At 40.3% G+C, this 12,690-nt stretch carries 10 protein-coding genes and 1 pseudogene; 3 read left to right on the forward strand and 8 right to left on the reverse strand.

The window, feature by feature from the left end; genetic code table 11:
* Nucleotides 1-113: 113 nt before the first annotated feature.
* Nucleotides 114-533 (reverse strand): hypothetical protein, encoded by a 420-nt coding sequence (locus G8761_RS08720; protein WP_166025674.1) that lies wholly within the window; start codon nucleotides 531-533, stop codon nucleotides 114-116.
* A gap of 94 nt (nucleotides 534-627) precedes the next feature.
* On the opposite strand from G8761_RS08720, the pseudogene G8761_RS08725 reads away from it, so the two are divergent.
* Both G8761_RS08725 and G8761_RS08730 read left to right on the forward strand, forming a co-directional pair.
* Nucleotides 628-741 (forward strand): annotated as a pseudogene (locus G8761_RS08725) (IS1595 family transposase); the annotation flags it as partial.
* Nucleotides 742-792: 51 nt separating this feature from the next.
* Nucleotides 793-1,230, forward strand: a complete 438-nt coding sequence (locus tag G8761_RS08730) for a GNAT family N-acetyltransferase (protein ID WP_166025676.1) — start codon at nucleotides 793-795, stop codon at nucleotides 1,228-1,230.
* Nucleotides 1,231-1,703: 473 nt separating this feature from the next.
* On the opposite strand, the gene G8761_RS08735 is transcribed toward G8761_RS08730, so the two are convergent.
* Genes G8761_RS08735 through G8761_RS08750 form a run of 4 tightly spaced genes read right to left on the reverse strand, consistent with a single transcriptional unit; the run spans nucleotide 1,704 to nucleotide 5,876 of the window.
* Nucleotides 1,704-3,185: a sodium:solute symporter family protein gene (locus G8761_RS08735; RefSeq protein ID WP_166025678.1), complete on the reverse strand. Its 1,482-nt coding sequence runs from the start codon at nucleotides 3,183-3,185 to the stop codon at nucleotides 1,704-1,706.
* A complete protein-coding gene (locus G8761_RS08740; protein WP_166025680.1) occupies nucleotides 3,182-3,382 on the reverse strand; it encodes a DUF3311 domain-containing protein in 201 nt (66 codons plus the stop codon). Before G8761_RS08740 ends, G8761_RS08735 begins: the two co-directional genes overlap by 4 nt.
* A 32-nt stretch (nucleotides 3,383-3,414) precedes the next feature.
* Entirely contained in the window at nucleotides 3,415-4,593 is a 1,179-nt protein-coding gene (locus G8761_RS08745; protein WP_166025682.1) for a M20 family metallopeptidase, read from the reverse strand.
* A gap of 14 nt (nucleotides 4,594-4,607) precedes the next feature.
* Entirely contained in the window at nucleotides 4,608-5,876 is a 1,269-nt protein-coding gene (locus tag G8761_RS08750; protein ID WP_166025684.1) for a M20 family metallo-hydrolase, read from the reverse strand.
* A gap of 250 nt (nucleotides 5,877-6,126) precedes the next feature.
* On the opposite strand from G8761_RS08750, the gene G8761_RS08755 reads away from it, so the two are divergent.
* Complete coding sequence (locus G8761_RS08755; protein ID WP_166025686.1) at nucleotides 6,127-7,488, forward strand: sigma-54 interaction domain-containing protein; 1,362 nt, start codon at nucleotides 6,127-6,129, stop codon at nucleotides 7,486-7,488.
* 369 nt (nucleotides 7,489-7,857) lie between these two features.
* On the opposite strand, the gene G8761_RS08760 is transcribed toward G8761_RS08755, so the two are convergent.
* From G8761_RS08760 to G8761_RS08770, 3 genes are all read right to left on the reverse strand, one after another.
* Nucleotides 7,858-9,195, reverse strand: coding sequence for an aspartate aminotransferase family protein (locus G8761_RS08760; protein WP_243449947.1), 1,338 nt, complete (start codon nucleotides 9,193-9,195; stop codon nucleotides 7,858-7,860).
* A gap of 79 nt (nucleotides 9,196-9,274) precedes the next feature.
* Nucleotides 9,275-10,903 carry an amidohydrolase gene (locus G8761_RS08765; protein WP_166025688.1) on the reverse strand — a complete coding sequence of 543 codons (1,629 nt, stop codon included), beginning with the start codon at nucleotides 10,901-10,903 and terminating at the stop codon, nucleotides 9,275-9,277.
* Nucleotides 10,904-11,150: 247 nt separating this feature from the next.
* Nucleotides 11,151-12,662, reverse strand: coding sequence for an amidase (locus G8761_RS08770; RefSeq protein WP_166025690.1), 1,512 nt, complete (start codon nucleotides 12,660-12,662; stop codon nucleotides 11,151-11,153).
* Between the last annotated feature and the right edge of the window lie 28 nt (nucleotides 12,663-12,690).

Here is a 12,690-nt window from a genome sequence, read left to right on the forward strand (position 1 = left end):
AGAAAAAGGTACATATTTAAAGGGAGTCAGAAAAGTTATCTGATTCCCTTTTATTTTTGAAAACTTTGTTGAACTTTAGCACCAAGTAGTGACACAAATATTAAAAACATTTATTATTCCTTTCTAAAAATAACTATGCCGAAAAACATTGGAATTATCATCAGCAGTGCCACTGATAATGTAGGAAATGGTAATTTTGCAGCAAAAATTGAACTTATTACTCCTAAAAAACCAGCAATGACAAAAGGAATAGAAGTTGTAGCTTTGTTTGCACCTTCCTTTGCATAATACCAAGCATCCCATACTACATACACAAAGAACCCTGGATAAAATAACATACCCTGATAATTAACTACCTCTAATGCTTGTTGGTGGAAACCATTAAAATCAAGTTGAATAGCATTATTTATGTTACCAACCATATTATCAAAATGTTCCAATATTACGAAAATAACACCTTTTATAAATTGCCGATTATATATTTGACCAAACCCTGGCATCAGTAATGAAAATAATGCTGCAACATTCCTCATAATATTTTCCTTTTTTAAATTGAATATATTTAGCTTTATTTTCTCTGTTGGTTTCCGTTTTATACCTATTTCTTATTTAACTATCCTGCCCTTTAGTCGCAGTAATGAAAGCACTAAGCAACATATTAAAGAGCTTCTTTTAACATCATTTGTATTTGAAATGACAGAAACTTATGATAGTCTGCAACTATCTAAGTTCATTGCTTAAAACAGGTATTAACGGGCAATCTGCTTAAAATACTGGGAGAGGACTCAATTTATGGATATAAGAAAACCAAACGATTCGGAATATAAAAGGATTTTATCGCTTTCGCCACAAGCCTTATTCGATGGTACATTAGGTGAGGTAAAACCATCGGATGAAAAAATCAAACAACTTATTGAACCGCTATTGCAGAAAGGAAGCTACTATTTAATAGCTTCTGAAGAAGATAATCTATTGGGCTGGATTCTTATAGGAACAAGCAAAGACCAATTTACTGAAAAGAAATATGGTTTTATTTATGAATTGTTTGTGTTAGAAGAATTTAGAGGAAATGGAATTTCAAAACGATTGATAGAATCAGGTATGGAACATCTTAAACAGGACGGATATTCAGAGGCTCGTTTAAGTGTATACGCAGGTAATCAAGCCATAAAACTATATGAAAAAATGGGATTCAAAAATAGAACCATTACAATGAGTATGTCCATTTAAAAAAACTGTTTACTGATAATACGCCGATTTAGGGAACCAGTTAAATTGGTTCCCTACATTTTATTAAAAAATCAACATTAAACTTTAACAGAGCTTATTTTTTAAAAAAGCAATATTAAAGCTCGTTGGTGATTTGGCAGAAAGCGGGACTCCGGCAGGAAAAGCGGTCCTGGGAGAGCTCAGGTGCATAGCGCCGTGCTGAAAGAAGAACGGATTTAAGGAATTAGTTGAAGATATAAAAATTGGCCAAGAACAAAAGGCGCAAGCGCCCTGATTAGCCCCAACAGGCATAAGACGAATCATGTAGGAAATCCTGATTTCTGAAGTGATTAGGCTTATGACCCCGAGGGGCTGGGCGCTGGAGCTGGATTACAATAATTTAGTTCGAAGTTATCCACAAGGTGAAAATCTATAATTTCCTAAACGACAAAAAAAGAGCGAAAATCGCTCTTTAAAGTCTTTCACAATATTTACTATTCCAAATCCGTTGCTTCCTTCTTCGCTAATGGAATGGAATATTTCTGTGTGACTACGCTGACAATAGTCATTGCCACAATGTTTAAGATGAGCGCGATAATTCCAACATTCAAATCTTTTACCATCTGAGGCAAAGATGGGAACAATGTACCGACTGTGGAGCTTGTGATCGTTACATATAAGACGGTCAGCTCCCCTACAATGATCCCGACCATTGCACCTTGCTTGGTTACGAAATTATTCTTCATCAAACTAGCAATTAGTGCAGGGAATAATTGAGTTACAAAACTATAGCCCATTAACAGCAGTACGACAATGGTATTTCCGCCATTCAGCGTGAGATAGACTGATAATAAAGAAATCACTGGGACCAGGTATTTTGCCAGCTTCATAATTTGATTGTCGGTAGCATTTTTGGCAAATGGTTTATAAACGTTTCTGGCCAAAAGGGTTGCTGCGGACATCAACAGCATCGACCCCGGAACAAGGGCCGTTAATAGACCGGCAGCTCCAATAAAGCCGACAACCCATGGATCAAAGGTTTTAATAGAAAGCTTTAATAACGAAAGATCCTGATCTGCTCCCTCTAATCCCTTGACTTGCAAAATAGCAGCGAACCCGACGAAAAAGACAAACAACAAAAGCATTGCATAAATAGGGCTGATTGCTGCATTTTTACGGAATACTTTTTCGCTTTTTGCTGAAAAGGCAGATCCAAAGGTATGCGGCCACATATAAAATCCAAGTGAGGTTAATAAGACGGTTGATATAAACCAGGATATGCTTAAACCTTGTTTTGGTATGGTAACAAAATTAGGATGTGCCTTATCGATTGCTTCGAACATCGGCTGAATGCCGCCATAATAGTGGAAAGGCAGATAGAGTCCTATAATCATAACAAGTATAAGGATCATGATATCCTTTAAGACGGCCGTCCAAGCGGACCCGTGGATACCGGAGATCATAACGTAGACAGTTACGGCAATCGCCCCAATCCAAATTGCCAGAGTTGGCGAAATCGTGCCGTAAGAGGCCTGTGAAACGATAATCCCTAAGCCCTTGAATTGCAGGATAATATAAGGAACAATGGCAAGAACGCCTACAAGGGCAACAATAATTCCAAGAGCCTGGCTATTATATTTGCTGGCAAAAAAATCAGATTGCGACAAAAGATTTTTTTCTTTCCCATATCTCCAAACAGCCGGCAATAAATAATAAGAAATCGCATATGCCAGCATCATATAACCTAAAATATAAAGGGCCGGTCCGCCTTTTCCATAGGCCCAGGCGCTTCCTCCCAGAAAAGTAAAAGTTGTATAGATTTCACCGGCCATTAATAAGAAGACGAACACAGCCCCAAAACCCCGGCCTCCAACTGTCCATTGCTCCAAGTTCATGTCATGGCCTTTTTTTGCCCTTATCCCCATGGCAACAGCAAGTAAAAGAAAAGCAAATATGATGACTAATGCAATATTCATTGAGTTTCACTCTCCCTATTGGCGGGATCAATTTTATAAACAATCCACATAATAATCGACGTCAGGACAACCCACATAACCATCCAAAAGATAACAAAAGGCAATCCGAGGACATACGGTTTTACTGTATTCACAAATGGGATACAAACGAGAACGCCGATAAACGGTAACACAGTCAATAAATGATGAAGCTTCATTTTTCAGTCCCCCTCAGTAAGAAATATTTTTATTAAAACTCAAAAACAGCTTCAAGGAACATCTTTAAAGCTATTTCAAGAGAGTCTTCATCAATCGTGAATTTAGGATGATGGTGGGGATACGTAATACCTTTTTCTGTGTTCCCTGCTCCAACGAAAAAGAAGGTGCCCGGAGCTTTTTGCTGGTAGGCAGAAAAATCTTCTCCTCCCATGGTTGGCCTCACCTGAATCACATTTTGTTTCCCTACAACTTTATTGGCAAGTTCCTCAATCACACTCGTTACAGAATGATCATTATCAACAGGCCTGTATCCGAATTCGTAGTTGAACGTATAGGTCGCATGATGGGCCTTCGTAATTCCCTCGATGATTTCTTCCATTCTCTGAGGAAGACTTTCGCGAACACTGCTATTGAGTGTACGGGTTGTTCCGACTATTTCTACTGTATCGGGGATGACATTGTGTGTCGTGCCTCCGATAAATTTTGTAACAGACAGGACAACAGGATCAATTGGATCGATATTCCGGGAAACGATCTGCTGCAGGTTGCTTACCACCTGTGTGGCGATCACGATGCTGTCAATCGTTTGATGCGGCATGGCAGCATGCCCGCCTTTACCCTGGATTGTCAGGTAAAAAGTATCCATGGACGCCATCACTGGGCCATATCCAATTCCGATCTTACCAGTCTCTATCGGTGACCATAGATGCTGCCCAATCACCAAATCCACCCCATCCATCACACCAGCCTGAACCATTTCCTCTGCCCCGCCAGGCAGCGTTTCTTCCGCATGCTGAAAGAGAAAACGAACCTCGCCTTTAATCTTCTCTTTTAAGGAGGAAAGAATCTTGGCTGTTCCCAAAAGGACAGCCGTATGGCCATCATGGCCACAGGCATGCATAACACCCGGGGTTTCCGATACAAAATCAAAGTCGTTTTCTTCCTGGATCGGTAGAGCATCCATGTCCGCACGGATCGCTAATACCTTTCCTGGCTGATCACCAATTAATCGAGCCATTACACTGGTTTTGGTTGGACGGGATACTTCCAAATCTCCAAAAGAAATAAGAGTTTGATAGACAAAATCGGAGGTTTTTGCCTCCTGAAAGGATAACTCAGGGTTACGGTGTAAATAGCGCCGCCATTTAACCACCTCGTCTTTTACCTCATTTACTAGGTTTTGAACATTGTTAACTGACTCAATAATCATAACTGCTGCCTCCCTTATCTATTTTGTAATTCGTGAATCACATTTTTCTTTACTGCCAGCGCCTCTACAGCATGAAGTAATAGCTGGCAGCCGTCTTTAATATCTTCTAGCTTTGAAAACTCCTCAGGACAATGACTCTTTCCTTTTATACTTGGTATAAAGATCATTCCCACATCTGTTACGTCAGACATTAGCGCAGCATCATGTACGGCGCCGCTATTCATCACTTTATAATCCAATCCATTTTTAATGGCTTCCTGTTCAAGAATCTTTCGTATCCTAGGGGATAGCTGTTTACTATCCGATTTGCCAACCAGTTCGATATGGCATTTAAGCGAGTGAACCTTACAAACCTCATTTACCTTTTGAAATAACTCTTTCGTAACAAAGTCGATTCCTTCCATCTCTACATCTCTTGCATCAATATAGAATTCTACTTTCTGAGGAATGACATTTGGCAGATTTGGCTCACAAGTAATTTTTCCTGCTGTTGCCACCGTTGTTGGCAATGGGGAATCTTTCACCACGCTTTGAAGATGGGCGATGACAAGGGAGGCTCCTACCAAAGGGTCTGACCGTAAATTCATGGGTGTGGTACCGGCATGATTGGACTCTCCTTCAAGGGTCACTCTGTAGGTTTTCATTCCAGCAATCGCTTGAACAATCCCAATCGATTTCTTTTCTGTTTCCAAAACAGCCCCTTGTTCGATATGTAATTCAATCATGGAGTCTACTTCATGTTTGCGAAGGACTTCATTTTCAACATTGTCTATTGCGAGCCCAAAATCCTTCACCACATCGTAAACGGATTTCCCATCGCCGTTTTTGATGGATTTTAATTCATTTAGAGAATATTTCCCTGTAAGCACCTTGCTCCCCAGCATGGTAATTCCAAAATTAGAACCCTCTTCTTCTGAAAAAATAATTAGTTCAACGGGACGGATCAGCTCCGCATTTTCTTCCTTCAAAACTCTAATAATCTCTAAAGCAGCTAACACTCCTATTAAACCATCATACTTTCCGCCATTTGCAACGGTATCAATATGGGAACCAATTAAAATAGGCAGGTCATTTAGCTCCTCACCACCATACCTGGCTCTTATATTTCCGAACCCATCAACCGTAAGGACTAAATCCATTTTTTTTATCTCTGCTAACAAATAATCCCTTGCTTGCTGATCCTCGCTGCTAAAAGAAAAACGAGTACATCCCTTTCCTGGCGTTTTTGTAAAAGCAACTATATTTTCCATATCCTTTAAAACTCTCTCTATCTTAATTTCCATATCTATCACCGCCTCAATTGTTATAAAAATTTAATCCTCGTATCACCCTTAAAACAAAAATAAGTGATAAAATATTCTAAATACTCAAAACTCCTTTGAATATACTTCTTTGCAATTTTCGTGCCAAGTTAATTGAGGGCGAGAGTATAGGAAAATATAGTTTTCGATTTTAATTTTTGATGAATTTTATCATCAAAAGCGATGAATTTTATCATCATCCTTTTCATTTATCTATTAAGGGGGAAATCAAATGGAAAATAGTCTGCTTGATCCTTATCTAAAAGGATTTGAAGAATTGGAATCTATATTAAATTTAAGCTATGACGGAATTACGGTTGCTGATGGGAACGGAGTTTTTAGGAATGTAAGTCTCTCCTGGACTGAATTATCCGGAATTCACTCGTCTGAGATTATCGGAAAGAGTTCATCATTCTTAGAAAAAAATGGATTTTGTGATATATCTGTCACTTCTGAAGTTTTAAAAGCAAAGACACCAGTAATTCTTACACAGCAGATTGCAGGAAAGAAAAAGGTCTTAGTAACCGGTATCCCGATTTTTGATCAAGATACAAATAATATTGAGAAAATCATTAATATCACCAAAGACATTACGGAGATGAATACATTAACAAGCGCTTCTTCTCTTTTACAAAACGGGAGTGAAAATAAGTTACATAAACGGACAAGATTGGATAGGAACAATAACAGTCAAGCCCTATTAAAAATATTCGACATGGCCAATCATGTTGCTGATCTGCCTGTAACTGTGCTGCTATTGGGAGAAACAGGGGTTGGAAAAGGGTTTATGGCTAAACTCATGCATAATAACAGCAAGAGAAAGAATCAGCCTTTTGTCCTCATCAATAGCGGGGCCATCCCGGAAAATCTGCTTGAATCTGAACTATTCGGTTATGAGAAAGGTGCTTTTACAGGAGCCTCGAAGGAAGGAAAAAAAGGTCTTTTTGAGATTGCTGATAACGGTACTATTTTTCTGGATGAAATCGGCGACCTGCCATTAAGCTTGCAGGTAAAGCTCCTGCATGTATTAGATGAAAAAAGAGCACGAAGAATTGGCGGGTCCTCCTCTTATGAAGTAAAGGCGAGAGTCATTGCGGCAACCAATAAGAATTTAAAGGATTTGGTAGGTAAAGGGCAATTTCGGGAGGATTTATTTTACCGTTTAAACATCGTTCCCATCAAAATTCCCCCTTTGAGAGAGCGAAAGGAAGATATTTTTTTTCTCACTCAAAGCTTTCTGGATCACTTTAATATCAAATATGAAACCAATAAAAAGCTTACTGAAGAGGCTATGAGACTATTATATGATTATGACTATCCGGGTAATATCAGAGAACTGGAGAACATAATAGAGAGATTGGTTATCATGACGATCGGGGACATTATTGATAAAACTGCCATCCTTGAAGTGATAGAACCTCCGAATAAGGTGATTGATAGAGAAATTATTCCCCTGAAAGAGGCAGTCGAGCAATTGGAAAGAAGTTTACTATTAAATGCTTTTAACAAATATAAGACTACCAGGAAGGTAGCGGAAGCATTGCAAATAGATCAATCCACTGTTGTGAAGAAAACTAAAAAGCTTAATATATAAAAATTGAAGGTGTGGATTTCTTCTCAGCAGAAAAAAAGGCGCAAGCGCCCTGGTTTTATGATGAAAGGCTAAATACGCCACATCCTGTGGCAACGCCTTTCTGACCCACTTCCTGTGGGCCTCCAACAGGCATAAGACGAATCACGTAGTCATCCTCGGAAAAGCAAAAGCTTTTCCTTCGTGCGATGCGGATGCTTCCGAAGCTTTCCTTGTCCTGATTTCTGAAGTGATTTGGCTTATGACCCCGAGGGGCTGGGCGCTGGAGCTGGATTACAATTTCCTAGTTCGGAGTTTTCCACAAGGTGAAAATCTATAATTTCCTAACCGACGAAGAAGTCCGGGCAAATCTGCCCGGCCTTTCTGTTACTTTTAGATTGATTTGATGCTTTCTTTTACACATTGAACTATAAATGAAAAATCATCTTCCGTAATGCTTAATGGCGGGGCTAGCTGTAAAACATTATTAAAGCCTGCCACTGTATCACCATTCTTACCAATGAGTAAGCCTTTTTGCCTGCATGCATTGATGACTTTCGTTAACATTTCGGCTGGTGCAGGTTCTTTCGTTTGTTTGTTATTTACTAACTCGATCCCCAGAAGAAGGCCTTTTCCTCGAACATCTCCCACATTTGGATGCTCTGTTAGCTCACCTAATTCCTGTAATAACCGTTCACCCAGTTCTTTTGACCGTTCTACTAGTTTTTCATTTTCCATAATTTCAAGATTTTTTAAGGCCAAAGCACATGCCGCGGGATTTCCCCCAAAGGTATTTACATGGCGAAAGCGATCGTAATCCTCACTGCCTACATACGCTTCGTAAATTTCCCTTTTAACAGCCGTCGCAGATAATGGAAGATAGCCACTTGTAATCCCTTTTGCCATTGTGATTATATCCGGCTTAACTCCATAGTTCATAAATCCGAACGGTTTACCTGTGCGGCCAAATCCACAGATCACTTCATCACAAATCAAGAGTGCTCCGTGTTTTTCACAAATTTCCTTTACTCTTGCCATATATCCATCTGGAGGCATTAAAATTCCCCCACCTGTGATAATCGGCTCCATGATCACTCCAGCAATTGTTTCGCTTAATTCCCAGGTCATAACTCTATCGATTTCTTCAGCACTCGAAAGTGTATCGGCGTCACTTGGATTTCGATAAGTATCAGGCGGGGCTACATGGAGGAACCCTTGCCCTAATGGTTCATATTTATATTTTCGTTGAGCCTGCCCTGTTGCGGCCAGCGCCCCCATGGAATTTCCGTGATAGGACCGATAACGGGAGATAAACTTGTAACGGCCTGAATTCCCTTTTTGCTGATGGTATTGGCGGGCTATTTTAAAGGCTGCTTCATTTGCTTCTGAACCGCTGTTTGAAAAGAAAGTAACATAATCATCCCCAAGCCATTCGTTTAACTTTTCTGCTAGTTTAATAGCCGGCAAGTGACTTTGTGACAAGGGGTAGTACGGCATTTCCTCCAACTGCTCATAAGCTGCCTTCGCTAGTTCCTTTCTTCCGTACCCCACGTTAACACACCAAAGACCGGACATTCCGTCAAGGTAGCGGTTTCCATTGATATCGGTTACCCAAGCCCCTTCTGCTTTGGTAATAATCAAATTGGAGGGATTTGCGCCTGCACCCTTCATCGAATGCCAAAGATATTTTTCATCTGTAGCTTGAAAATCCTTTGTTCTTGTTTCCATCATAATGATCTCCTTTCTTTTTTCCATTTAGAGTCCTTAAAGTGTTTTACCTTCTGTTGTAAGTTCACTGGCTTAAATATATTCACATTTTTACAGCTTCATTTTCATGTTTTTCTTCATAGACAACTTCCCCATCGATCATGGTACATACCACTTTAATGGATGGGATTTCATCCGTTTTTGCATTAAGGATGGAGCGGTCTAATATAATTAAATCCGCCCGTTTCCCAACCTCAATGGAGCCTGTTTCATTTTCACTGAAGGAGGCGTATGCTCCGTTCCAGGTAATCATGCGAATGGCATCCAGCAGACCAATTCGTTCCTTTTCACCGACAACGGCTCCAGTTGGAGAAATTCTGGTGATTGCACTGTGAATTCCTCTCAATGGATTGAAATCTGTCACTGGGCAGTCAGAAGCAATGGCAGCCGGTACCCCTGCTTGGATATAGCAATTCAATGGATACATTTGTTTAGCACGGTCCCCGTAATTTTTTATATATCCATCTCCATATTCAAAAAAGAAAGCCGGATTCGGCGTTGGAATAACGCCTTCATTAACCATCCTTTCAATCAGGTCCTTTTGTGCAATGCCCGCGTGTTCGATCCGGTGCCGCGCATCCTCTCGAGGGTATAACTTGTTCGCTTTTTCGATGCAGGTCAGCAGCATATCGATGGCGGCATCACCCTGGGCATGGGATGTAATTTGCCAGCCTTTTTGATGAGCTGGAATAAAAAGCTTCTCGATTTCTTCCTGCTGATGATAATGGATGCCATAATTAGTGGGATCACTGTCGTATGGCTCTCTTGTCCAGACGGTTGGGCCGCTGCTGCTTCCATCCAAAAATAATTTTACTGGGCCATATTTAAAACGGTCATTTCCATCGTTTGTTTTGACATCACAATCAAGAAAATGTTTGACTACACTCTCAGGATCATTCAGAGCCCCGATCATTGCATAGACTCTCTGTTTAATTACATCGTTCTCAGTATCCTCTTTAAGGGCTTCCACATTAGATATTCCATATCCTGTTGCATCATGGATGGATGTAATCCCTTTTTGAACAAAATGCTCGGAAGCAATCGAATGAGCCTGCCTGATTTCTTCACGTGTAAACCCTGCTATTTGGAACATTTGCATATGGGCATTCTCAAGCAGCAATCCACTTGGCTCTCCATTATCCCTGCGTACAATTTTCCCACCCTCCGGATCTGGAGTATTTTTATCGATGGAGGCCAGCTGAAGGGCATAACTATTTACGGCTGATATGTGGTTGCAGGCACGAACAACAATAATCGGATGCTCGTCCGAAACCGAATCCAATTCCTCCTTAGTAGGGAAGCGCCCATCTTCAATTTTTTGGTCATTAAATCCCCACGCCCGGATCCATTCACCTTTAAGAGTATCCTTCGCCTTCTCTTTCAGTTTTTCCAGCAAATCTGAAATGGTTTGGACGGATTCGTCTTTACAGGAAACAGATAATTCGTTCGTTCCATACAGGGTAATATGCAGATGGGACTCAATAAAGCCAGGAAGGATCGTTCTTCCGTCCAAGTCAATGACCGTACTATTTCCATCCTTCCATTTCAAAATTTCATCCGTGCTGCCAACAGCGGCGATTCTGTTATCCTCAACCGCCACAGCATTAACAATTTCATTCTTTGAATTGACCGTAATGACTTCTCCATTGGTAAATAAGAATTTTTTTGTCATCTGCCGATACCCCTCCATTTTACGGAATTGTCTACATTAGATTTATTACAGCGGTAACATAAAGCGCTTTCAGTAGACATGCAGGGGGGTGTCCATAAATACTTCCTTTTACCCAGCATGACTTCTATCCTCCAATAAAAGAGATTCCAACTGCGAAACCAAAGGTCAAGCCCGTGGGAGTACTCTGTACGATGAAATGAAATGCCCCCCACGACGATATGATGGAGGGCTTTTCTTTCTTTTCTTATTAAACCCGTATATATTTGTTCGGATTTACTAATGAACGTTCCTTACAGACATTGTAAATATGCTGCCATGGTTTTAATCTTTCAAACATTGCACTAGCCGTTAATACATCAGCATCCCCATATCGTTTTCCGATAATTTGCATTCCAACAGGCATATTATTTTCCGACATACCGGCTGGAATGGATGCAGAAGGGTGACCCGAAAAGTTGGTAAAGTAGGTCATACACCAGCCAATTAATGGGTCAACTTCTTCCCCGTTAATATGTGTGGGACCTTTTGTATTTCCATCGTTTGCATTATCAACAGGTAAACAGGCTAATGTCGGTGTAATTAAAAGATCAAAATTTTCAAAGACATTTTGAATAGAATCATAGATTTCTGTTCTTATTTGCTGATCCCGCAGCATATCCAAAGTTGTGAACTTATAACCTTGTTCAATCCAAGATATATATTCAGGAGGAAGATCATTCGGATGATCTTTCAATATATCTATACCCTGAGCCTTTAGGTTCTCTAATGTCTCGATGTTAATCGGCATCATTAATCTGGACCAAAGGTCACTCAGCTCTCTTTGATCACGTTTAATTCCAAGGTTAACCTCTTCTACATGTGCACCTGCTTTTTCAAACTCTTTTACTGCTTGATTGACAACATCTGTTACGCGCTTGTCGACAGGGAAGACATCAAAATTAGGGCTATAAGCAATTTTCCATCCCTTTAATGGACGGCGAAGTGCAGCAACAAAATCAACCTTTTCATCCAAGCTAAATGGATCTCTTGGATCATACCCAGATAATGCTGTTAGTCCAAGTGCTGCATCCTCTACGGTTCTTGTCAATGTTCCTTCAAATAAAAATGGCATTGTGCCGCCAAATGCATTAGGACGGGTTACAGATGGTACACGGCCAAAAGAAGCTTTATAACCATATAATCCACACCATGAAGCTGGAATTCTAATGGAACCTCCCCCATCTGTCCCTTCTGCAATAGGCAGAAGACCATCAGCAACTGCAGCGGCACTTCCCCCGGATGAGCCGCCGCTATTTTTGGTTAAGTCAAACGGATTACTCGTCGGTCCAAACAAATAGTTATCGCATGTACCACGGAATCCCATAACAGGACTATTGGTTTTGCCAAGAATAATAGCTCCGGCTCTTTCCATCCTTTCAGCAAATACACAATAAAAGTCAGCAACATTATCCTTAAAGGCTCTTATTCCGCCAAAAGTAGAAACCCATCCTGGCTTAAAATCAAACAGGTCTTTAATAGCTGTCGGGATGCCATGTAAAATACCGAGTTCTTCTCCTGACATAAAAGCACGTTCTGCTTCTTGCGCTCTTTTTTTAGCTTCTTCAAAGCCAAAATAAACAAACGCATTTAAACTTTCATTTCTTTCTTGGATTCGGTGGATATAAGCATCTACAATATCAACAGGTGACAGTTCACGCCTCATCATTTTCGTGGATAATTCACTTACGGACATATAAGCTACTTGTTTGGCTAATTCCATAATTATTGGCCCCTTTCAGTTTATAAGA

This window comes from Neobacillus terrae (assembly GCF_011393025.1).
Taxonomy (GTDB): Bacteria; Bacillota; Bacilli; order Bacillales; family Cytobacillaceae; genus Neobacillus_A; species Neobacillus_A terrae.

Coding starts and splice junctions, on each gene's coding strand:
- G8761_RS08760 (WP_243449947.1), bottom strand. CDS start 9,195: ATGATGGAAACAAGAACAAAGGATTTTCAAGCTACAGATGAAAAATAT.
- G8761_RS08740 (WP_166025680.1), bottom strand. CDS start 3,382: ATGAAGCTTCATCATTTATTGACTGTGTTACCGTTTATCGGCGTTCTC.
- G8761_RS08745 (WP_166025682.1), bottom strand. CDS start 4,593: ATGATTATTGAGTCAGTTAACAATGTTCAAAACCTAGTAAATGAGGTA.
- G8761_RS08735 (WP_166025678.1), bottom strand. CDS start 3,185: ATGAATATTGCATTAGTCATCATATTTGCTTTTCTTTTACTTGCTGTT.
- G8761_RS08750 (WP_166025684.1), bottom strand. CDS start 5,876: ATGGAAATTAAGATAGAGAGAGTTTTAAAGGATATGGAAAATATAGTT.
- G8761_RS08765 (WP_166025688.1), bottom strand. CDS start 10,903: ATGACAAAAAAATTCTTATTTACCAATGGAGAAGTCATTACGGTCAAT.
- G8761_RS08770 (WP_166025690.1), bottom strand. CDS start 12,662: ATGGAATTAGCCAAACAAGTAGCTTATATGTCCGTAAGTGAATTATCC.
- G8761_RS08720 (WP_166025674.1), bottom strand. CDS start 533: ATGAGGAATGTTGCAGCATTATTTTCATTACTGATGCCAGGGTTTGGT.
- G8761_RS08730 (WP_166025676.1), top strand. CDS start 793: ATGGATATAAGAAAACCAAACGATTCGGAATATAAAAGGATTTTATCG.
- G8761_RS08755 (WP_166025686.1), top strand. CDS start 6,127: ATGGAAAATAGTCTGCTTGATCCTTATCTAAAAGGATTTGAAGAATTG.